At 72.9% G+C, this 20,956-nt stretch carries 20 protein-coding genes; 10 read left to right on the top strand and 10 right to left on the bottom strand.

What is annotated here, in order from left to right:
• Window positions 1–22: 22 nt before the first annotated feature.
• The 6 genes from G6039_RS24320 (at window position 23) to G6039_RS24295 (ending at window position 5,542) form a co-directional block, all read left to right on the top strand.
• On the top strand, window positions 23–1,243 hold the full coding sequence (locus tag G6039_RS24320; RefSeq protein ID WP_029544216.1) for an ArsA family ATPase: 1,221 nt from the start codon (window positions 23–25) through the stop codon (window positions 1,241–1,243).
• A complete protein-coding gene (locus G6039_RS24315; protein WP_029544215.1) occupies window positions 1,240–1,647 on the top strand; it encodes a hypothetical protein in 408 nt (135 codons plus the stop codon). Before G6039_RS24320 ends, G6039_RS24315 begins: the two co-directional genes overlap by 4 nt.
• 13 nt (window positions 1,648–1,660) lie before the next feature.
• The gene (locus tag G6039_RS24310) at window positions 1,661–2,641 is read left to right on the top strand and encodes an ROK family protein (protein WP_029544213.1); all 981 of its coding nucleotides are present in this window, start codon (window positions 1,661–1,663) and stop codon (window positions 2,639–2,641) included.
• Between the two features lie 131 nt (window positions 2,642–2,772).
• The gene (locus tag G6039_RS24305; protein WP_029544211.1) at window positions 2,773–3,510 is read left to right on the top strand and encodes a lysophospholipid acyltransferase family protein; all 738 of its coding nucleotides are present in this window, start codon (window positions 2,773–2,775) and stop codon (window positions 3,508–3,510) included.
• 52 nt (window positions 3,511–3,562) lie between these two features.
• On the top strand, window positions 3,563–4,054 hold the full coding sequence (locus G6039_RS24300) for a polyadenylate-specific 3'-exoribonuclease AS (RefSeq protein ID WP_006933363.1): 492 nt from the start codon (window positions 3,563–3,565) through the stop codon (window positions 4,052–4,054).
• 102 nt (window positions 4,055–4,156) lie between these two features.
• Window positions 4,157–5,542, top strand: a complete 1,386-nt coding sequence (locus G6039_RS24295; RefSeq protein ID WP_006933364.1) for a class II 3-deoxy-7-phosphoheptulonate synthase — start codon at window positions 4,157–4,159, stop codon at window positions 5,540–5,542.
• 49 nt (window positions 5,543–5,591) lie between these two features.
• Here G6039_RS24295 and pknB read toward each other — a convergent pair whose 3' ends face one another.
• Complete coding sequence (gene pknB, locus G6039_RS24290) at window positions 5,592–7,610, bottom strand: Stk1 family PASTA domain-containing Ser/Thr kinase (RefSeq protein WP_029544209.1); 2,019 nt, start codon at window positions 7,608–7,610, stop codon at window positions 5,592–5,594.
• A gap of 235 nt (window positions 7,611–7,845) precedes the next feature.
• Between pknB and G6039_RS24285 the strand changes: the two genes are divergently transcribed.
• Entirely contained in the window at window positions 7,846–8,217 is a 372-nt protein-coding gene (locus G6039_RS24285; RefSeq protein ID WP_029544207.1) for an Rv2175c family DNA-binding protein, read from the top strand.
• Between the two features lie 10 nt (window positions 8,218–8,227).
• Here the strand turns inward: G6039_RS24285 and G6039_RS24280 are convergent, their stop codons facing one another.
• The 4 genes from G6039_RS24280 to G6039_RS24265 all read right to left on the bottom strand — a co-directional run bounded on the left by G6039_RS24280 (window position 8,228) and on the right by G6039_RS24265 (window position 13,453).
• Window positions 8,228–9,136, bottom strand: a complete 909-nt coding sequence (locus G6039_RS24280) for a phytoene/squalene synthase family protein (protein WP_152103901.1) — start codon at window positions 9,134–9,136, stop codon at window positions 8,228–8,230.
• The gene (locus tag G6039_RS24275) at window positions 9,133–10,731 is read right to left on the bottom strand and encodes an alpha-(1->6)-mannopyranosyltransferase A (protein ID WP_029544203.1); all 1,599 of its coding nucleotides are present in this window, start codon (window positions 10,729–10,731) and stop codon (window positions 9,133–9,135) included. Before G6039_RS24275 ends, G6039_RS24280 begins: the two co-directional genes overlap by 4 nt.
• 116 nt (window positions 10,732–10,847) lie before the next feature.
• Entirely contained in the window at window positions 10,848–12,380 is a 1,533-nt protein-coding gene (gene crtI / locus G6039_RS24270; RefSeq protein ID WP_029544201.1) for a phytoene desaturase family protein, read from the bottom strand.
• Entirely contained in the window at window positions 12,380–13,453 is a 1,074-nt protein-coding gene (locus G6039_RS24265) for a polyprenyl synthetase family protein (protein WP_029544199.1), read from the bottom strand. Before G6039_RS24265 ends, crtI begins: the two co-directional genes overlap by 1 nt.
• A gap of 181 nt (window positions 13,454–13,634) precedes the next feature.
• Between G6039_RS24265 and metF the strand changes: the two genes are divergently transcribed.
• Window positions 13,635–14,603 (top strand): methylenetetrahydrofolate reductase [NAD(P)H], encoded by a 969-nt coding sequence (metF, locus tag G6039_RS24260; RefSeq protein ID WP_170914097.1) that lies wholly within the window; start codon window positions 13,635–13,637, stop codon window positions 14,601–14,603.
• A gap of 8 nt (window positions 14,604–14,611) precedes the next feature.
• Here metF and G6039_RS24255 read toward each other — a convergent pair whose 3' ends face one another.
• Genes G6039_RS24255 through G6039_RS24235 form a run of 5 tightly spaced genes read right to left on the bottom strand, consistent with a single transcriptional unit; the run spans window position 14,612 to window position 19,485 of the window.
• A complete protein-coding gene (locus G6039_RS24255) occupies window positions 14,612–15,748 on the bottom strand; it encodes a glycosyltransferase family 2 protein (RefSeq protein WP_029544195.1) in 1,137 nt (378 codons plus the stop codon).
• A gap of 4 nt (window positions 15,749–15,752) precedes the next feature.
• Window positions 15,753–16,454 (bottom strand): LppM family (lipo)protein, encoded by a 702-nt coding sequence (locus G6039_RS24250; protein ID WP_006933384.1) that lies wholly within the window; start codon window positions 16,452–16,454, stop codon window positions 15,753–15,755.
• A gap of 31 nt (window positions 16,455–16,485) precedes the next feature.
• Window positions 16,486–17,289, bottom strand: coding sequence for a carotenoid biosynthesis protein (locus tag G6039_RS24245; RefSeq protein WP_006933385.1), 804 nt, complete (start codon window positions 17,287–17,289; stop codon window positions 16,486–16,488).
• Complete coding sequence (locus tag G6039_RS24240; protein ID WP_037201749.1) at window positions 17,286–18,875, bottom strand: phytoene desaturase family protein; 1,590 nt, start codon at window positions 18,873–18,875, stop codon at window positions 17,286–17,288. The genes G6039_RS24245 and G6039_RS24240 overlap by 4 nt, the downstream gene beginning before the upstream one ends.
• A gap of 10 nt (window positions 18,876–18,885) precedes the next feature.
• A complete protein-coding gene (locus G6039_RS24235; RefSeq protein ID WP_029544191.1) occupies window positions 18,886–19,485 on the bottom strand; it encodes a GNAT family N-acetyltransferase in 600 nt (199 codons plus the stop codon).
• A gap of 178 nt (window positions 19,486–19,663) precedes the next feature.
• Between G6039_RS24235 and G6039_RS24230 the strand changes: the two genes are divergently transcribed.
• A complete protein-coding gene (locus tag G6039_RS24230) occupies window positions 19,664–20,173 on the top strand; it encodes an SAV_6107 family HEPN domain-containing protein (protein WP_029544189.1) in 510 nt (169 codons plus the stop codon).
• A 220-nt stretch (window positions 20,174–20,393) separates the two neighbouring features.
• Window positions 20,394–20,810: a DUF3040 domain-containing protein gene (locus G6039_RS24225; protein WP_006933389.1), complete on the top strand. Its 417-nt coding sequence runs from the start codon at window positions 20,394–20,396 to the stop codon at window positions 20,808–20,810.
• Window positions 20,811–20,956: the final 146 nt, after the last annotated feature.

Genomic DNA, 20,956 nt, shown 5'->3' with positions numbered 1-20,956 from the left:
CGGGCGGCCCGGCCCCGCCGCCGTGCAGCTCTTCGCCGGCAAGGGGGGCACCGGCAAGACGACCCTCGCGGCGGCGACCGCCCTCGCGGCGGCTCGTTCCGGGGTTCGCACCCTCGTGGTCTCCCTCGATCAGGCGCACTCGCTGACGGATGTGTTCGCCGTCGACCCGGCGACGCCGGGATCCGTCGATGCGCGCATCGTCCCGGTCACCGGCGGCCTCGACACGCTGGAGATCGATTCGCTCGCCCTGCTCGAGCAGCGCTTCGCGCTCCTGGCCGCGCTCGCCGCCGCCGGCGGCGCCCACGAGCACGGCGACCGGTTCGGCATCCCGGCACCCGAAGAAGTCACCGGGCTGCCCGGCGTGCAGGAGATCCTCGCCCTCGGCGAGGTGGCCCGCCTGGCCGACACGGGACGCTGGGACGCGGTGATCGTCGACCTCCCCGCGTCCGCGGACGCCTTCCGCACGCTCGCCGCGCCGGCGACGGTGTCGGAGTACATCGAGCGGATCTGGCCCCGGCACAGCCGCATCGTCGCGGCGACGGGTGCCGACCCGCGTCTGGCCCTGGTCGTGGCGCTCGTCGACCGCGTCGTCGACCACACCGCGACCGTGCGGGACCTGCTCGCCGACCACTCCCGCACCTCGGTCCACCTCGTCGCCACCGCCGATCGACTCGGCGTCGCCGAGGCGCGGCGGCTGCGGTCCTGGACGGCCCTGTCCGGTCTGCGGCTGGCGCGCGTGCTCGTCAATCGGACCGTCCCGGACTTCCCGGCGGACGAGGCCGGGCCCGCCGCGACCTGGCTCGCCGAGCAGCGCGGGGGGCAGCGCCGGATCGTGGCGGAGATCGAGACGATTCTCGGCGCCGTCGCCGTGGTCGAGTGCGAGCAGCGATGCACCGAACCGGTAGGGTTGGCCTCTCTGGCGGCGCTTGCGGAGTCGCTGTACCCGGACGGCGTGGCGCCGCATACGCCGGAGGATTCCGGCGTGGAGCCGGTGCGGGTACAGCGCGAATCGGGGACAGGGGTGGATGCGGTGTACACGATGCGGATGCATCTGCCGCTGGCGGACGCGGCATCGCTGACACTCGGCCGGGTGGACGACGACCTGGTGATCGGCGCCGACGGGATGCGTCGCCGGGTGCGGCTCGCGTCCGGTCTGCGGCGCTGCACCGTCTCCGGCGCCGAGTTCGAGGGATCCGACCTGCTGGTGCGGTTCCGTCCCGATCCCGCGGTGTGGCCGCAGTGAGCGCCGATCACGACGTCCTCGTCGCCGAACTGCGGGCGCTGGCCGACGCCGTTCTCGACCGGCTCGAGCAGACGGTGCAGCGATTCGCCGAACCCGCACCGCCCGCCCGGCCCGCGCCCGGCGCGACGGCCGGGGACGCGGCCGCCGCGCCCGCCTCGGCGCCGAGCGGATGCAGCTGGTGCCCGCTGTGCGCCGTCGCGGCCGCGGTGCGGGGCGAGCCGCACGAACTCCTCACCCGCCTCGCCACCCAGATCGCGGCCCTGATCGCCCTGCTGCGGGACCTGCTCGCCCGGTACCTTCCGCCCTCAGGGGCCGGCCCCGACGGGCCGGATCCGCAGACCCCGCCCCCGGCTCCCGGCCGCAGCGGTGCGTTCGTGCCGATCTCGGTCACGATCCGGCGCTGATCGGGTCCACACCGTGAGCACGGATCGACTCACGATCGGAATCGACGTGGGCGGCACCAGCATTCGCGCGGCCGTCGTCGACGGCACCGGATCCGTCGTCGACACCGTCCGGTCGCCGACCCCGCACTCGGGCCGCGCCCTCGAGGATGCCCTCGACCGCACCGTCGCCCGCCTGGCGGGACGCAACGAGGTCACCGCCGTCGGGCTCGCCGTCGCCGGATTCCTCACCGCCGACCGTCGCGTCGTCCGTTTCGCCCCGCACCTGCCGTGGGCGGACGTGCCCGTGGCCGAGCGGATGAGCGCGCGGATCGGCCTGCCGGTGATCCTCGAGCACGACGCCAACGCCGCGGCGTGGGCCGAGTACCGGTTCGGTGCGGCCGCCGGTGTCCGCACGACCGTGCTGGTGGCCGTCGGCACCGGCGTCGGCGCCGCCCTGCTCCTGGACGGTGTGCCGTTCCGGGGCGCGCACGGCATCGCCCCCGAACTCGGGCACCTGCAGGTGGTTCCCGACGGGCGGCCCTGCGCGTGCGGGAAGCGGGGCTGCTGGGAGCGGTACTGCAGCGGCACCGCGCTGGTCGACACGGCGATCGAATTGCTCGCGGCAGACCCGGACCGGTCCTCCCCGCTCACCCGTGACGTCGCGGCGGATCCCGGGGCACTGACCGGACGACGGATCGCCGAGGCCGCGCAGGACGGCGACCCGCTCGCCGTCGCGGCGATGGCCGAGTTCGCCCGTTGGCTCGGGCTGGGCCTGGCGATGGTCGCCGACCTCTACGACCCGGACCTGGTCGTCATCGCGGGTGGGGTGTCGGGGTCGGCGTCTCTGTTCCTCGACGACGCCCGCGGTCACTACGCGGCGGCCCTGACCGGGCGTGGTCACCGGCCGCTCGCCGGGGTCCGCGCCGCGCACCTCGGCGACGCCGCCGGCCTGGTGGGCGCGGCCGACCTCGCCCGCGAATCGTCCCGGTCCGGACGAAACGGACCAGGCGGCTGAGATGATCGTCACGTCCATCGCTGTGAGGCGGGACCGCGGCGTGCCACGGTGTGCACGGCGACACCCCGCCGTCGTAGAGTCGACCGGCAGGCACGATCTGCCTGCGCGTTTCGGAGACGGGGAAGGACGCCATGTGGTATTGGCTTTTCAAGTACGTCCTGCTGGGGCCGCTGCTCTGGCTCATGGGGCGGCCGAAAATCGAAGGGGCGGAGCACATCCCGGCCGACGGCCCCGCGATCCTCGCCAGTAATCACAAAGCCGTCCTCGACTCCTTCTTCCTTCCCCTGGTGGTACCGCGGCGCATCACCTTCCTCGCCAAGAGCGAGTACTTCACCGGCCCCGGGCTCAAGGGGCGGTTCCAGCGCTGGTTCTTCTCCGCGGTCGGGCAGGTCCCGATCGACCGCACCGGCGCCGACGCCGCGCAGGACGCCCTCAACGCCGGCGTCCGCGTCCTCTCCCAGGGCAAGCTGCTCGGCATCTACCCGGAGGGCACCCGGTCGCCGGACGGCCGCCTCTACAAGGGCAAGACCGGTATCGCCCGGCTGGCCCTGCAGACCGGCGTGAAGGTCATCCCGGTGGCGATGATCGGCACCGACGAGATGAACCCCATCGGGTCGAAGATGTGGAAGCCGGCCAAGGTGACGGTCCGGATCGGGGAACCGATCGACTTCTCCCGCTTCGAGGGCATGGGCGGCAACCGTTTCGTCGAGCGCACCGTCACCGACGAGGTGATGTACGCGCTGATGCGCCTGTCGGGCCAGCAATACGTCGACATCTACGCGGCCTCCCTGAAGAACCGGCCCGCCGAACAGGATGCGGCCGCCACGGCCGCCGACGCCGATCGCCTGCCCGACACGCAGGCCGGCTGACGCCGGATACCGGCGACACCCGCCCGGCCGCGGCCGGGCATAATGTGCGCACGTGCGTTACTTCTACGACTGCGAGTTCATCGAGGATGGTCGCACCATCGAGCTCGTGTCGATCGGTGTCGCCTGCGAGGACGGGCGCGAATTCTATGCGGTGTCGACGGAGTTCGACCCCGAGCGGGCCGGGCCCTGGGTGCGGCGGCACGTACTGCCGAAGCTGCCGCCCCCGGCGCATCCCGCCTGGAAGTCCCGGACCCGCATCCGCGACGACCTGATGTCCTTCCTGATCCCGCGGCCGGGCATCCAGCCCGAGCTGTGGGCCTGGCTCGGGGCCTACGACCACGTCGCGCTCGTCCAGCTCTGGGGAACCATGCCGGAACTGCCCGACGCGCTGCCCAAATTCACCCGCGAGCTGCGCCAGCACTGGGAGCAGCACGGCAAGCCCCCCCTGCCGCCGGTGCCGGACGACAACCACGACGCCCTCGCCGATGCCCGCCACAACCTCGCCAAGTTCGAGGCGATCGAGGCCGCGCGGCTGTACCGCTGAACCGGGTGCCGCGGCCGCCGGGCGGGCCGGCGGGACGGGGTGTGGCATCGACCCACCCGGGGGTGCGTGTCCCTCGTCGCGCCGGGGCCATATCCTGGTGGTGTGAACTGGACTGTCGATGTGCCGATCGACCGCTTGCCGACCCTTCCGCCGCTCCCCGCCGAGCTGCGCGAAAGGCTGGACGCGGCCCTGGCCAAGCCCGCCCTGCAGCAGCCGAGCTGGCCCGAGGACCAGGCGTCGGCGATGCGTACCGTGCTCGAGAGCGTGCCGCCGATCACCGTGGCCCGCGAGGTCGAGGACCTACAGAACCACCTCGCCGCGGTCGCGCGGGGTGAGGCCTTCCTGCTCCAGGGCGGTGACTGCGCCGAGACCTTCGCCGACAACACCGAGCCGCACATCAAGGCCAACATCCGCACGCTGCTGCAGATGGCCGTCGTGCTGACCTACGGCGCGTCGCTGCCGGTCGTGAAGGTCGCGCGGATTGCCGGACAGTACGCCAAGCCGCGGTCGTCGGACATCGACGCGCTCGGGCTGCAGTCGTACCGGGGCGACATGATCAACTCGCTGGTCGCCGATTCCGCCGTGCGTGCGCACGACCCGTCCCGGCTGATCCGCGCCTACGCCAACGCCAGCGCCGCGATGAACCTGGTCCGGGCCATCACCGCCGCCGGCGAGGCGGACCTGCACCGGGTGCACGACTGGAACCGGGAGTTCGTCGCATCCTCCCCGGCCGGCGCGCGGTACGAGGCCCTCGCCTCCGAGATCGACCGCGGCCTGCGCTTCATGGACGCGTGCGGCGTCGTCGATCCCAACCTGAAGGCCGCCACCATCTACGCCAGCCACGAGGCGCTGGTCCTCGACTACGAGCGGGCCATGCTCCGGCTCGACAACACCGACGGGCACCCCCGGCTCTACGACCTGTCGGCGCACTTCCTGTGGATCGGTGACCGCACCCGCCAGCTCGACGGCGCCCACATCGCCTTCGCCGAGCTGCTGGCCAACCCGATCGGCCTGAAGATCGGCCCCAGCACCACACCCGAGATGGCGGCCGAGTACGTCGAGCGGCTCGATCCCACCAACAAGCCGGGCCGGCTGACCCTCATCTCCCGGATGGGGCACGCGAAGGTGCGCGATCTGCTGCCCCCGATCATCGCCAAGGTGCAGGCGACCGGTCACCAGGTCATCTGGCAGTGCGACCCGATGCACGGCAATACCCACGAGGCGTCCACGGGGTACAAGACCCGGCACTTCGACCGGATCGTCGACGAGGTGCAGGGCTTCTTCGAGGTGCACAACGCCCTGGGCACCCATCCCGGCGGCATCCACATCGAACTCACCGGTGAGAACGTCACGGAATGCCTCGGCGGCGCACAGGACATCTCCGACATCGACCTGCACGGCCGTTACGAGACCGCGTGCGACCCGCGCCTGAACACCCAGCAGTCGCTCGAGCTGGCGTTCCTGGTCGCGGAGATGCTCCGCGGCTGACCCTCCGCGGAGCGGCCGGGTCCCGGGGCCTTCCGGGTCGTCAGGGGCCTCAGGGCAGTGCGGTGAGAGTCACCGTGCCGCCCGGCTCGACCCGGTCGCCCGCGCCCGGGCTCTGACCGATCACCACCGAACGGTCGGAGCCCGCGAACTGGCGCACCTCCACGTCCAGCCCCAGCCGGCCGAGCTCGTCGCGTGCCGCGGCGACCGTGCGGCCCAGCAGCGAGGGCACCTTCACCGCGTTCGACACCAGCAGCGTGACGCTGCCGCCGGCGTTGACCCGGTTCCCGACCGCCGGGTCGGTGCCCGCCACCCGTCCCGCGTCGACCTCCGCGTCGAACACCTCCCGCGTCTCGCGCACCGTGAGGCCGACCGTGTCCAGGGCCCGCCGGGCCTCGTCGACCGTGCGGCCCGCGACGTCGGGCACATCCACCGGCGGTGATCCCTTGCTGACGATCACCTTGACTTCCGCTCCCACCGGCAGGACCGTGCCGGGCGCCGGATCGAGGGCCGCGACCCCGCCCTCCTCGACGGCCGTGCTGTAGGCGGTGCCGCCGTCCACGGGGACGAGGGTCCGGTTGCGCAGTTCCTGCTCCACCACGTCGCGGTCGCCGCCCCCGACGATGGTGGGCACGGTCGGCCGGCCCAGCGAGACGAGCAGCACCACCTCGTCACCCCGGGCGACCCGGCTGCCCGCCTCCGGGTCGGTACCGAGCACGGTGTCGACCGAGGCGTCGTCGGAGTACTCGCCCTGCACCTCGGGAGTCACCTCGGCCGCCTGCAGCGCCGCGAGCGCGGTGTCCCGATCGGCGCCGAGCACGCTGGGCACGGTGGTCATCCGTCCGGACCCGAGCCACCATCCGCCGAAACCGACGGCCAGGGCCAGCACCAGGATCGCCAGCAGCCACAGCAGCGTCGTCCGCCGGTTACGTCGGCGCTCGGCGGCGAAATCGGCGACCGGGACCCGGGCAGGCTCGGCCTGCGGCCCCGACAACTCGGCACGCGGGTGCTGCTGGGTCACGACCTTCGTGTGCTGCGGGCCCACGGGGGCGAGCTGGGCCGCCGGTCCGGGCGGCATCGCGGGCGGGGGCAGCGGCCGCGAGGGTGGGGCCGCGGCGCGCACCGCCACCGTCGGCGGCGCCGGATCCACCGCGGCCGTCGCCGGTTCCGCGACGGCCGAAAGATGCTGCGCGGACCGTCGCGGTGCGGGCACCCGGTAGCGGGGCAGCGCCAGGACATCGCAGACCTCGCTCAGCGCAGCGGCCATCGCCGCGGCGTCCGGGAACCGCTCACCCGGCTCCCGCTCGGTGGCGTGCCGGACCAGTTCGTCGAACTGCTCCGGGACCCCGTCGATGAGGGAACCGGGGTCCGGGACATCCCTGTCGACCCGCTGATAGGCCACCGAGAGCGACGTGTCGCCGGTGAACGGGGTGCGCCCGGTGAGCATCTCGAACAGCAGGATCCCGGTCGCGTACACGTCGCTGCGCGCGTCGGCGGTGCCCGTGGTCACCTGCTCCGGCGACAGATAGGCGGCGGTACCCAGGATGACGCTGCGCGACGTCGTCGTCGCCGCGGCGACCGCGCGCACGAGCCCGAAGTCGGCGATCTTCACCTCCCCGGCGTCGGAGATCAGCACATTCTCCGGCTTGACGTCGCGGTGCACCAGGCCGGCGCGGTGCGCCACCGCCAGCGCCCCCAGCACCGGCGCCGCGACGGCGGCCGCCGCGTGTGGTGGCATCGGGCCCCGTTCGCGCAGCAGTTCGCGCAGCGTGCCGCCCTCGACGAGTTCCATCACCAGGAAGACATGGTCCCCGTCCTGCCCCTGGTCGTACACCGCCACCAGACCCGGATGGGTCAACCGGGCCACCGACCGCGCCTCGAACTCGAACCGCGCAAGGAACTGAGGATCGGCCGCGAACTGCGGATCCATGACCTTCACGGCTACCGGACGGTCGAGCCGCAGGTCCGTGCCGCGGTACACGGTGGACATGCCGCCACGGGCGATCGGTGCCTCGATGCGGTAGCGCCGTTCGAGCACCGTGCCGATCAGGCGGTCGCCTCCAGAGCTCACCCGGTGTACCCCCGTGTTCATGCCGTCGATTCCTGCGTAGGTGCGGCGTGCGACGGGTCGGGCCGTCGGGTGCGCCTCTGTCGATCGTAGCCAGCGCACGAACCACCCGGTTACACGTGCGCGGCTCGCCGCGGTGACACTGCGCGGCTCGCCGCGGTGACACTGCGCGGCTCGCCGCGGTGATCACCCGACGGCCCGTCGTGGCAGCCGCCGCGAACCCGATAACGTTAGCGGCGTGAGTGCTATCCCTTACAGCGAAGACGTCCTCGACCGCTCCGTACCCGTGCTGCAACTGGTCGACGTGGCGAAGCAGCTCGGCCTGGTGATCACCCGGGTCCACCAGCTGCTGCGCGACCGCCAGCTGCTGGCGATCAAGCGGGACGGCGTGCTGGCCGTGCCGGCGGCGTTCTTCGACGAAGACGGTCGGATCCTCACGGGCATCCCCGGTCTCATCGCGGTGCTGCACGACGGGGGATTCCGGGACGACGAGATCCTGAACTGGATGTTCCGGGAGGACGACACGCTCGCGGGCGGCTCCCCGGCGGCGGCGATGCACACCCACGCGAGGCGGGAGGTCATGCGCCGGGCGCAGGCGCTCGGTTTCTGACTCCGGCGGCTCAGCGCAGGCGGACCAGCTGTGTCAGCGCGACCCGCGCACGGCGCCGCGTGGGGACCACGGCGCGCACGTCGAGGACGCGGTACCCGCTGCGCTCGACCTCGTCGAGGATTCCTCCGTACAGCTCGAAGGCGGTGCGGATGCCGGGCCGGATCCGGTCCGGCAGCAGCGCCAGACCGGGCTCAGCGCGGCGGTACTCCGCGCGCGTCAGCGCCACGAAGTGGGCCAGGGCCCGGCGCACCCGCGGATCCGGGCTCCCGCCGGTGCGTCGGCCGTGCTCGAGCAGTGCGACGTCCACCCCGAACGCGGCCCAGGTGTCGGCCGGCAGGTAGGTGCGCCCCCGATCGAGGTCCTCACCCACGTCGCGGATGAAGTTCGTGAGCTGGAAGGCTTCCCCGAGCGCCGCGGCGTAGGGTGCGGCGGCGTCGATGTCGGCCACGTCGAACACCGGCAGCAACTGCAGCCCGATGACCGCCGCGGAGCCGTACATGTACTCCCGCAGTTGCGGCATGTCGTCGTAGCGGGCCCGGAACTCGGGCGTGCCGGGAATGTCCATGCGCATCGACCGGACGAACGCCTCGAAGTAGTCCAGCGGCAGGTCGTAGCGCCGGATCGTCTCGGCCAGCGCCCCGACCACCAACCCGGTGGCGTCCGCCGGTCCGGGATCACCGGCGAGCGCGGCGTGCAGCCGGCGCTCCGTCGCGGTCACCTGCAGCGCCGCGCCGGCCGGGTCGTTGACCGCGGTCACGTCGACGATGTCGTCGACGAGGCGGGCGAACCCGTAGAGGGCGTGGACCGCCGACCGTCGCGGGCGGGGCAGGAGGCGGGTGGCGAGGTAGTACGTCCGGCCGTGCGTGGCCGCCAGCTCCTCGCAGTAGCGGAATCCCGCGTCGGTCTCGGTCACGGTCACCTCGGATCCGGGGAGACGGCGGTGATCGGTGGCTCGCGCCGCGCGCGCAGCCGCAGCGGGTCGACGGTGCGAAGCGACACGGCGGCGATCACCGAGATGACGATCGCCAGGATCACGTGGGCAAGGTTGTACATGCCGATCGAGCCGTCGGGATTGAAGATCAGCATCAGCCAGCTGGACAGGCCTACGAGCACTGCCAACGTGGTCGTCGACAGGGCGAAGCCCGCGGCCACCGCGAGCGGCCACGAGTAGTACCACGGCAGGGCGGCCGGCGAGAGCACGGTGATCGCGGTCAGCGTGATCACGATCCCGAGCACGGCGTCGCGCTCGGTGTGCCGGAACCGCCACCACGTCACCACCATGATCACCCCCAGGGCCACGGCGCAGAGCATGCGGGTGACGTCGAGGATGGACCCCAGCTGCCAGGGCGTGAACCACGTGACCGCGTGCGCCATGATCGTCGGCAGCGACAGCCAGTTGATGATCTTCGAGGAGCCGGACAGGGCCGTCAGCCAGCCGATACCGACGCCTGCGAGCGCCGAGGCCGCTCCGAACACGGCCGCGAACACCAGCAGCCCCGCGCCTGCGGTCTTCACGAACAGCACGATCGGAGCGGCCGGTTCGCGGCCCTGCGCCCGGGCGCGGTCACGTTCGTGCAGAATCCAGATCCACACCAGGAACGGCAGGGCGATGCCCGCCGACGCCTTGACGGCCGCACCGACGGACACGAGTGCGATGCCGCCGACGTGCCGGCCCTCCAGCACGAGCACGATGCCGGCGATCATGAAACCGACCATCAGCATCTCGTTGTGGACACCGCCGATGAGATGAATCAGGATCAGCGGGTTGAGCACTGCCAGCCAGAGGGCGATGCGGGGGTTGCCGCCGAGCCGGCGCGCCAGCTTCGGCACCGCCCACGCGGTGAGCACCAGTCCCGGCAGCATCGTCAGTCGCAGCAACCAGGTGCCGGTGACGACGTCGTCCCCCGTCAGCGACGTGATGCCGGCACCGAGCAGCAGATGCACCGGACCGTACGGGGTGGTGGTCGTCTTCCACACGTTGCTCACGTTGTCCAGCAGGACGCCCGGGTTGACGACCGGACCGTCGAGGTAGGGGTCGAAGCCGTCGCGGAGCATCGCCCCCTGGGCGAGATAGGAGTAGGCGTCGCGGCTGAACATCGGCGAGGCCACCAGCAGCGGCGCCACCCACATGGGCAGCACCGTCCACAGCTCGCGCAGCGTCACGTGCCCGGCGAGGGTGCTCCGGCCCAGCCGCACCCAGGCGGCGATCATCAACAGGACGCCGGCCCAGATCAGGATCGTCGAGAGCAGCAGGCCGTGCCCGAACCGCAACCAGGACAGGTACAGGTCCTCGAGCAGCGGGTCCTCCCGCCGGACGCTGCCCGCACCGAAGCCACCGAACGTGACGAATGCGGCGCCGAGCGCACCCAGCAGGCCGGCGTTGCCGGCCGGGCTTCGCAGGAAGTCGCCGGGTCTGCTCCGCACGGGCGGCGAGGCGGGCGGCTGCGATTCCGACGGAGGCTGCGGTTTCGACGGATGCTGTGGTGCAGCGTCGGAAGGGGCAGGGGACGACATGGTTGCGAGTTCCTCCCCCGGGAAGTCGTGGACGGTGCGGGGCCCGGGCGCGGCGCGGGCGGACAGGTGAACGAGGTGACAGTTTAGTTCAGCCGCGGCCGCCGGCGGTCCACCGCTCACCGCGCGGCGCGGACGCCGAGCCGCTCGGCGGCGAGCCGGCCCGACAGCACGACCGTCGGCACGCCCACGCCCGGCACGGTTCCGGATCCCGCGAGCACGACGTTGGGGTGGCGCGGATCCAGGTTCCGTCGCCGGAAGGGTCCGGTCTGCCGGAAGACGTGTGCCCCGGAGAACGGGCTGCCCGCAAGCATGCCCCTGGCCTGCCAAGTGGCCGGGGTGTCGATGTGGTCGATGCGGAACTCGTCGGCGACGGCACCGTATCCACGCCGGCCGAGGACGGTGAGGAGCTCTGCCGCGTAGGGGTCGGCCAGAGCGGACCAGTCGTACGGGGCGCTGTCCAGATTGGGGCAGGGCGCGAGCACCGACAGCGGCTCGTGCGACACGCCGTCGCGGAGGAACCTCTGACCCGGGTCGCTCAGCGCCGGCCGGGTGATCAGCAGCGAGGGGTCGCTCATCAGCCGGCCGCGGCCCCGGCCCGCGCTGATCTCGGCGAACGTCTCCTCCCACGACGCACCGAAGTCGATGGTGTGGTGGTGCGTGGCGGGCCACTGCGCGGCGACGGCGGACGGCACGCTTCCGTGCAGCACCACGGCCGACGGCGACGCGAGCACGCGTCGTCGCCGGCGTGGGGGCAGCAGCGTGTCTACGACGGGAAGATCCGGGCTCAGCACCACGGCGTCGCACGGGACGCGTTCGCCCGAGGCGGTGCGGACGGCGGTGGCCGTCCGGCCGTCGAAGTCGAGGCCCGTGACCTCGGTGCCGAGGCGCAGGTCGCCGCCGGCGGCGACGATCGCGTCGGCCATGGCGCGGGCCAGCACCCGCATGCCGCCCTCCACCGCGTACACACCGAGGGAGGTGTCCATGTGGGCGATGGCGCCGTATACCGCCAAGGCCCGCGCGGGCGCGACGCCCGCGTACAGCGCCTGGAAGGTGAACACCCGGCGCAGCCGCGGGTCGGTGATCCGGCGGTTCACCTGCGCCCCGAGCCGGCCGAACCCGCCCAGGCGGAGCAACGTCGCCAGGTCGCGCGCCGCCGCGGGGGAGGCGACCAGGTCGAGGGGGGAGTCGAAGTTCGCGGCCATGAACCGGTCGAATTCGGCGTCGAAGATCTCGGCGAGCCAGGAGCGCAGCCGCAGGTAGCGCTGCGCTTCCTCGGCGCCGCACACCCGGGTGACCTCGGCGACCATCGCGTCCGGATCGGTGTGCACGTCCAGGGTCGTGCCGTCGGCGAACCGGGCGTGGTACGCGGGGGCGAGCCGTCGCAGCCGCACCGCCGGGGTGACGGACTCGAAGTCCGCGCCGACCGCCGCCAGGGCGTCCGCGATGAGCTCCGGCATGGTGAGCACCGTGGCCCCGTTGTCGATCTCGTATCCGGGCCCGGCGTGCACACCCACCCGCCCGCCGACGGTCGCCTCGCGCTCGAGGACGGTCACCTTGCGGCCCGCACCGAGCAGGTACAGCGCGGTCGAGAGCCCGGCCAGTCCGGCCCCGACGACGACGACCCGCTCCGCGCCGGTCACGGTGCGCATCACGCGGCCCGCCGCGTCGCGTGGAGCGCCGCCGCCCGCAGGCGGGCTTTGCCTTCGTCCGTCGCGCCCGAGGCGTCGAGGGTCGCCAGCGCGGTGTCGGTGAGCGCGGCGATGCGGCGTTCCACCCGCTCCACGGCCCCGAGCTCGGTGATGACCGTCCGCAGCCTCTCCACGTCCGCGTCGGACAGGTCCGAGCCGATACTCTCGCGCAGCAACCGCGCGGCGCCGGGGTCACGGGCGTCGGCGGATTCCAGGGCCAGCGCATACAGCACCGTCCGCTTGCCCGAGCGCAGGTCGTCGCCGGACGGCTTGCCGGTGACCTCCGGATCCCCGAACACCCCGAGCAGATCGTCGCGGAGCTGGAAGGCGAGCCCGATGTCGGTGCCGAATTCCCGGTAGGCGGTGATCAGCGCGTCGTCGGCCCCGGCGAGGGCCGCGCCGAGGTGCAGCGGCCGTTCGATCGTGTACGCGGCGGTCTTGTACCGGTTGACCCGCATCGCCGCGGGGACGGACTCGTCGGCCGACACCTCTCCGGCGATGTCGAGGAACTGCCCGCCGAGGACCTCCGTGCGCATCGCCGACCACACCGGTGCGATCCGCGCGGTCGCGGCCGGCTCCAGTCCCGCCTCCCGGACCATGTCGTCGGCCCAGGCCAGAGCGAGATCGCCGAGGAGGATGGCCACGGCGGCACCGAACTGCTCGGGCCGGCCGCGCCAGCCCGACGCGCGGTGCCGGTCGGCGAACTCGACGTGCACGGTCGGGAAGCCGCGCCGGGTGGTGGACGCGTCGATGATGTCGTCGTGCACCAGGGCGCAGGCCTGCACCAGTTCGAGTGCGGAGCAGACCCGCAGCACCGCGGGCGCGTCGAGCCCCGACGGGTCGCCGCCGGCCCCGAGCCAGCCGTTCCACGCGAACGCCGGGCGTACCCGCTTGCCGCCTCGCAGCACGAACGATTCGAGTGCCGTGACGGCCTCGGGGTAGCCGCCGCCGATCGGCTCCACGAGTTCGATCCGGGAGACGAAGAAGTCGCGCAGGGCGCCCTCGACGAGATCGGGGAACAAGGCGGCGGGCACGGGTTCGGATCCGGTGAACAGGGCGTCCTCCTGGTCGTGTGTGGACGGGCCCGTCGGGCGACGGTGGGTGCGGCCACGGATCGAGCCCGAAAGGCGCCGGGCACACCCGAGCCCACCCTATCCGGCGGTCGAGGGGCTTGCCCCGGTTCGGCCCGCTCCGACGTGCCCCTATGCTGGTCGGGTGACTTTCGATTCCGACAGCGGGCCGGACGGCGGCGGAGAATCCCGTACGCCGTCGGTGGTGGACCGACTCCGTGCGCCCCGAGGCGCACGGATCCCGTTCTCGGTGGAGTTCTCCCCGCCGCGCGACGCCGACGCGGAGGCGCGCCTGTGGCGCGCCGTGCGCGAGTTCGAGCGCCTCGGCCCGGCCTTCGTGTCGATGACGTACGGAGCGGGCGGTTCCACCCGCGACCGCACCGTCCGGGTCACCGGTCAGCTGGCGCAGGAAACCACGCTCCTGCCGGTGGCGCACCTGACCGCCGTCGGGCACAGCATCGACGAACTGCGCGCCATGGTCGGCGCATACGCCGATCGCGGCATCACCAACATCCTGGCGTTGCGCGGCGACCCGCCGGGCAACCCGCTGGGAGAATGGACCAGGCATCCGGAGGGCCTCGAGTACGCCGAGGAACTCGTTCGGCTGGTCCGCGACCTCGGTGACTTCCACGTCGGGGTGGCGTCGTTCCCCGAGGGGCACCACCGCTCCCCGGACCTCGAGCACGACACGCGGTACCTGGTCCACAAGCTGCGCGCCGGCGCCGAGTACTCGATCACCCAGATGTTCTTCGACGTCGAGGACTATCTGCGGCTGCGGGACCGGGTCGTGGCCTACGACCCGGAGCAGGGCGCCAAGCCGATCATTCCGGAGATCATGCCGATCACGTCGCTGCGTACCGCGCGGCGCAGCCTCGAACTCTCCGGGTCGAGGCTGCCGGCCGCCCTCGAGGAGCGCCTCGTCCGGGCCGCCGGGAACGGCCCGGAGGAGGATCGCGCCGCCGTGCGCGAGGTGGGCATCGACGTCGCCACCGAGATGGCCGAGCGGCTCATCGCCGAGGGTGCGCCCTGCCTGCACTTCATCACCCTGAATTTCGCCCGGGCCACCCGCGAGGTGCTGGCCCGCCTGGGCATCGCGGTGCCGACGGCGGTCTGATCGAGCGGTCAGGGCAGCGGCCTGTCCTTCCAGCCGAGCCGGCCGGCGCGGCGCGCGCGGAGCGAGTCGATCGTCAGCGCCGCGAACCCGCACACCGCGAACGGGTGGGTGAGTGCGGCCGCCACGTCGGACGGGCCGGGCTCACCGCCGCGTTCGGTCGCACGGGCCAGGGTCCGGGAGACGACAGCCGCGGCGGTGCCGACCACCCCCCAGCCGCGGACCGGTCCGCGGCCGAGGAGAGCCGCCGCGGGAGGCAGCACGTAGGTCGCCGCCGCGGCGACGAGCACCGCAGCGGATCCGGCGGGCGGGCCGAACGCCGACCACAGCCAGCGCGTGTACCCGGCCCGCAGCGGCGCAGCGCCCTCGTACATCCGGCAGGACGCGACGTCGCCGGCCGCAGCCACCATCGTGCGCCGGCCGGCCCGGCGCAGTGCCCGGGCGAGGTCGAGGTCCTCGGTGGGACTGGACGCGACCGCGACGTGCCCGCCGACAGCGGCATACGCCGGCGCGTCGAACACCAGGAACTGGCCGCACGAGACCGCGGTCGACGGCCGGCGCGAGCGGTGGGACACCGCGACCGGCAGCGTCGCGAACCAGGACCAGAACAGCAGCGGCTGCACGAGCTGTTCGGCGGCGGAGCCGGCCCGCTGGAAGGGCCACGGGGTGAGCAGGTCGGCCCGCCGGTCCCGCAGCAGCGTCACCGCTGCCGCCACCGCGCCCGGCTCCAACCGCACGTCCGCATCGACGAAGACGACCACGCCGGACGGATCGGTGGCCGCGTACGCGCGGGCGCACGCCGCGGCCTTGCCCGTCCAGCCGGGCGGCGGCGGCGCGGTCGAGCGGATCACCGTGACGTGGGGATCGTCCCCGGCCGCCAGCCGGGCCGCCTCGGCGGTGCCGTCGGCCGAGTCGTCGTCGAAGATCACCACCCGTAGCCGGCGCAGACCCCGCTGGGCCCGCAGATCCGCGACGAGATCCGGCAGGCGCCGGGCCTCGTTGCGGGCCGGAACGATCACGGTCACCGCTTCGTCGACCACACCACCCGGGACGAGCCGGGGCAGGGTGAGGCGATTGACGACGGCGACGGCAGCTCCCAGCGTCGCGGCGGCCGCCCCGGCGCGGACGACCCCGACCAGCGCCCGCATCGCCCTAGGACGCCGTCGCGTCGCCGCGTGTGCGCTGCCGCGGGGGAGCGGGGTTGCGGTTCATCCAGGCGAGGACCCCGATGATCGCGGCGACGCCTGTCGTGACGCCGGCGACGATACCCGCCCAGCCGGCGAATCCCCGGGTGTTCGGGTCGGCGTAGCGGACCTCGGCGCGCAACGTGCTCACCTCACCGGCCGGCAGCTTCCACGTGACGATCGAGTCGGATTCACGGGTGCCGTTGGTCGTGGCCACCCGCGCCGGGAACGCGATCGTGATCTGGACGTCGGTGCCCTGCACGGGCACCGACTCGAGATCGACCTTGCCGTTGACGCTCACCAGGTCTCCGGCGCGCTGCAGCGCGAGCTGGAAGGTGCCCGAGGTCTGGTCGGACATCGACCCGAGCTGTTGGACGTCGCCGAAGCTCAGATCGCTGAAGAACACCTGGCTGCCGACGTACCCGTCCTGGTCGTACTCCTGCACGCGGACCCGGTCGGCGAGCGAGTCCGGGGCCACCAGCTGCGGTCCCTTGTCGTTCTCGTCGGCGGGAATGGTCGCGGCGACGATCTGGCCGGAGACGCGGTCGTCGGCCGAGACCCCCATCGTCGCCTGCACCCGCAGGCAGCCGGCGAGCACGGGGACGAGCAGGAGCAGGAGCGCCGCCGAGAGGGTCCGTCGGCGGGAGCGGGGCGAGGTGGGCAGGCGCACAGCGCCATCGTGCCAGGAGCGCGGGGACGTGTCAGACGCGAGCCCCTGCCCCGGCGCGTCGCCGCAGCGACCACAGCAGCGGGACGCCGAGCACGCTCATGACCGCGAAGCCGTAGACGGCCGAGTACCGCAGCTCCGGGGCGCTCAGGAGCACGCCGTGGGCGAGCGCAGACCCGAGCCACGTCCACAGGAACAGCACCAGCGGCACGGTGTCGTTGCCCGGGTGTACCCGGCCGGTCCGGTCGAGCAGGTCCAGCCCCACCGCCATCAGCGTGGCGACGAGGACCCAGCCGAGATAATTGGTGAGTGGGATCTGCTCGATGCCCGGCAGGCCGCCGCCGTTGCACCAGCTCCACTGTCCGTCGGACACCATCTGCGGATCGAGGTACAGGTCCCAGCCGACCATCCCCACCGTGGTGAGCGCGATACGGGTCACCCGCTCGCGGTTCCCGCCCGGCCACGGCATCCCGCCGCGGGCGAGCAGCGAGGCCACGTACCAGACCGGGTACATCCCCGCGGTCCAGGCGAGCGGCACCACGAGGGGCACGTCGAACAGGGCGGGACCCAGCCGGTCGGTGGCGTACGCGTAGCAGCCGTACGGGTATCCGGTGGCGGTCCCCACGACCTCGGAGGCGAAGCCGACACCCGCCGTGATCACGAAGAACCCGGCGGTCCAGGCGAGGCCGCGCCGCGCCGCAGCGTGCGCGAGCCCGGCGGCCGCGAGGAGGGTGACCACCGCGACGGTGACGACGTCGCGGGCCTGGCCGGTGGTCAGCGGATAGGCGATCTGCGCGGCGATCGCGCCGCCGGCGAGAACGGCGGGCAGGCGATTCATCGCCGCCACCGCCCCAGCACCCGGCGCAGGGGGCCACCCCCGGCGTCGGCGAGCGCGCGCTGCGCGGCGTTGCGCCCGCTCGCGCCGGAGACCCCGCCCCCGGGATGGGTGGACGCGCCGGTCAGATAGAGCCCGTCGGCACCCGGCACCCGGTGCCCGGACAGCTCCGGCAGCGGCCGCCACATGAACATCTGGTCCAGCGACATCTCCACATGCATGACGTTGCCGCCGATCAGGCCCAGTTCGCGTTCGATCTCGTGCGGGGTCTGGATGTGCCGGTGCCGGACGGAACCGGCGAAGCCGGGGGCGAAGCGCTCCATCTCGGCGACGATCCGATCCGCCTCCGACTCGGCCAGTGCGGGCCACCGCCGGCCACCGGAGAGCCGGTACGGGTGCCACTGCGACCACAGGGTCACCTGGTGTTCGCCGGGCGGTGCGATCGACGGATCGAGCGCCGTGAAACTCATGGCCAGCACGGCCGGCCGCGGCGGTAGTTCTCCCGCCAGTGCCGCGCCGTGCGCGAGCCGGAGCCGGGCGCGGTCCTCGACGAGCAGTTGCAGGCCCCGCACGGCGTCCGACTCGTCGGCGGGACCGCTGGGGTACCGCGGCAGCGCGTCGGTCGCCAGGCGCAGCACCATGCCGATGCCGGGGCCGACGCGGATCCGGCGCCGCCATGCGTTCAGGCGGGCGCGGTCGAATCCGCCGCGTTCGAGCAGATCGAACGTGGTCAGCACGTGGCAGCCGGCGATCACGGTGCGCGCGGTGACGGTGCGTCCCGAGTCGGTACGTACCGCCCAGCCGTCCCCGGCCCGGCGGATCTCGGCGGCGGCATCGCCGAGGGTGACGACGCCGCCGTCGACCGCGAGGCGGGCGGCCAGGGCCCGGGTCAGCGCGCCGCTTCCGCCGACGGCGCGGCCGGGCGGCAGCGTGTGCATCAGCGCGGCGAAGCCGACCATGGGGGCGGTGCCGGGTTCGGACATCGGGGGGCCGGACTGGGCACCGAACCAGGCGAGGGCGGCCTTGAGCGGCTCGTCGTCGAAGTACTCGTCGAGCAGGGCGTCGCCGGTGGTGAGGAACTGCCGGGAGAGGTCGCTGCCGCCACTGCCGGTGTCGAGGCCCCAGAAGGACGACAGCAGGTGCCGGCCGGTCGGCGGCACCGAGAACGAGCGCATCACCCGGGCGCTGCGCGGACCCCACACCGTCACGAAGCGGCGGTAGGCGTCGGCCTCGCGCGCTCCGCATGCGGCCTCGACGGATCGGCAGGTGCGGTCGAGATCACGATGGAAGACGATGCCCGGACGGTCGCTGCCCACGGGGGCGGGCGCGAACGCCCACGGGTCGCAGTCGACGTAGCGCAGGCCGTGGGCGGCGAGCTCGAGTTCCTCGACGATGCCGGTGTGCCGGATCATGACGTGGGCCGACGAGCCGCGGTCGACGGCGTGGCCCGGGAAGCGTTCCACGGTCGACACGGCGCCGCCGAGCACGGTGTCCTTCTCGAGCACCTCCACCGACCAGCCGGCACGGGCCAGATAGCACGCGCTCACCAGGGCGTTGTGCCCGGAACCCACGACGACGGCATCGATCACCCCGCCCACGCTACGGACCTTCGAGCGGAAGGTCCCGTCCCAGGACGGCGAAGGGGCGGGCGTCCCCGGTGAACCGGAACTGCCGGACGACGTCGCGGAACCCGAATCGCCGGTACAGCCGCCAGGCCCGGTTGTCCTCGCCGGCGATCTCGGGAGTGGACAGCAGGACCGTGCGCTCGGGGCGGTCGCTCAGCAACCGGCGCAGGAGCGCCTCCCCGATGCGGTGACCCTGGGCGTCCGGCCGCACGTGCAGTTCGGTCAGCTCGAAGTAGTCGCCGAGGACGGCGTCGATCGTCTCCGGGGGGTAGCCGGCGTGGCGCATCCCGGTCCGCACCTGCTGATTCCACCACTGGTGCGGCGACCCGCGATAGCCGTAGGCGATCGCGACGAGCCTCGACGGTTCGTCCGGCAGTGCCGCCGCGACAGCTTTCCATCCCGGCCGGGCGGAGTGCTCGGACCACATGGGCGCGCGGTGGTACTCGGTGCCGCGCGGGTATCGCATGGCGGCCACGTAGATGGGCAGCACCTCGGGCAGTCGCGCGCGGAACTCGGCAGCGGACAGATCGACGAGGATCGGCGCCGCGCCCCGCGGGGTCGCATCCGTACTCATGACGGGGACTGGACCGCCTTCCCTTGACGACGTGTCGGTAGGTGCAGCTATATTGAATACGTCGAACGGATGTTCGATACCGGGGATCCGGCGATGTTCGAGGGAAGCGAACATCGCCGGATCGCCGGGGCCGTGACCCGGCCGGTGCCCCGGCGGGGTGCAGGAGGTGTTCGGAGTGATGGTCACGTCACGAACCGCACAGTCGGGTGCGACCGGCCCGCGGGCCGTCGGCCGATCGGACTGCGCCGCCCGCCCGGTGTCGTCGCGCGCCGCGACATTGCTCGACCGTGCCGACGAGCTGCTCTCGGCGGCCGCCGGCACTCCGGAACCGTCCGAGCGATTCCACCTGGCCTATCTCGCCGCCCTGCGCGGTGCCGGCGCCGTGCTCGCGGGCGCCGAGTTGCGGGCGGTGCGGCCGGCGCGGCGTCCCCGCACCCGCAACGCCTGGGTGCTCATGGCCCGCGCGGAGCCGGAGTTCGCCGCCTGGGCGGACTTCTTCGCCGATCGTTCGGACACCCGCGCGGCGATCGAGGCGGGGGTCACGCGTTCCGTGCCCGCCGACGAGGCGAGCCGCTTCTACGACGAGGTGGGCCGCTTTCTCCACGAGGTGGAGGACTACCTGACGGGCGCGGACGACCCGTCGGCGTCCGGGAATTCGAGGTCGGGGGACGACCGGCGCAGCGCATGATCGGTGCAGGGGGGCAGCCCGGGTCGTTCGACGGCCCGGGCCAGGGTCGTCGGTCCGTCATACGCAGGACCTTCGGAACCGTGATCGAACTCGAATCCCCAGTTGGTGGTCCCCGCCGGGATGTACTCGTATTATTGAGCCAGGCGGCCGTCAAAGTCGGCCCCCCGTCGATCTGGACCGCAGATCCGGCGGCCACCGTTTTAGTGCCGGGGGAGGTACCGTGCCACTCTCCGAGCACGAGCAGCGCATGCTCGAACAGATCGAGAGCGCGCTCTATGCTGAGGATCCCAAGTTCGCCTCTACCGTCCGGGGAAGCCGGATGGGGATGGCGTCCAGTCGGCGTCGGCTCCAGGCCGGCGCGTTGTTCGCACTGGGTTTGGCGTTGTTGATCGCGGGCGTCGCCCTCCCGGTGAAGCCGGGTGGGTTCCCGATCATCAGTCTCGTCGGATTCATCGTCATGTTCGGCGCGGGGGTCCTGCTCCTCCTCGGAGGCAAGCGCGGTCCAGGCGTCGGTGACGGTCCCCGCGGGGCAAGCCGCGGTGCCGGGGATGGTAGGTCCCGCGGCGGCCGCAAGTCCGGTGGAGGGTTCAGTAAGAGGATGGAGGACCGCTTCCGCCGGCGTTTCGAGCAGGAGTAGCGCGACAGTACTTCCACGCGAGTTCTCACGAACGGCGCGTCCCGCCACGGGACGCGCCGTTCGTCGTTCCCGGACGAGCGGCGGCCGCGGCGCCGGGCGCCCCACCGTCCCCCACGTTCGTACCCCACTTCCGCCCACTCCGGCTC

The organism is Rhodococcus aetherivorans (assembly GCF_011058165.1).
Classification (GTDB): Bacteria; Actinomycetota; Actinomycetes; order Mycobacteriales; family Mycobacteriaceae; genus Rhodococcus; species Rhodococcus aetherivorans.
The sequence above is the reverse complement of the archived record's forward strand: the minus strand, read 5'-3'. Positions and strand labels throughout refer to the sequence as shown.

What these genes read in the sequence shown, in the direction of transcription:
- G6039_RS24275 (WP_029544203.1), bottom strand. Translation starts at nt 10,731, where the DNA reads ATGTCGTCCCCTGCCCCTTCCGACGCTGCACCACAGCATCCGTCGAAA.
- G6039_RS24245 (WP_006933385.1), bottom strand. Translation starts at nt 17,289, where the DNA reads ATGAATCGCCTGCCCGCCGTTCTCGCCGGCGGCGCGATCGCCGCGCAG.
- crtI (WP_029544201.1), bottom strand. Translation starts at nt 12,380, where the DNA reads ATGCGCACCGTGACCGGCGCGGAGCGGGTCGTCGTCGTCGGGGCCGGA.
- G6039_RS24230 (WP_029544189.1), top strand. Translation starts at nt 19,664, where the DNA reads ATGGTCACGTCACGAACCGCACAGTCGGGTGCGACCGGCCCGCGGGCC.
- G6039_RS24255 (WP_029544195.1), bottom strand. Translation starts at nt 15,748, where the DNA reads ATGCGGGCGCTGGTCGGGGTCGTCCGCGCCGGGGCGGCCGCCGCGACG.
- G6039_RS24235 (WP_029544191.1), bottom strand. Translation starts at nt 19,485, where the DNA reads ATGAGTACGGATGCGACCCCGCGGGGCGCGGCGCCGATCCTCGTCGAT.
- G6039_RS24305 (WP_029544211.1), top strand. Translation starts at nt 2,773, where the DNA reads ATGTGGTATTGGCTTTTCAAGTACGTCCTGCTGGGGCCGCTGCTCTGG.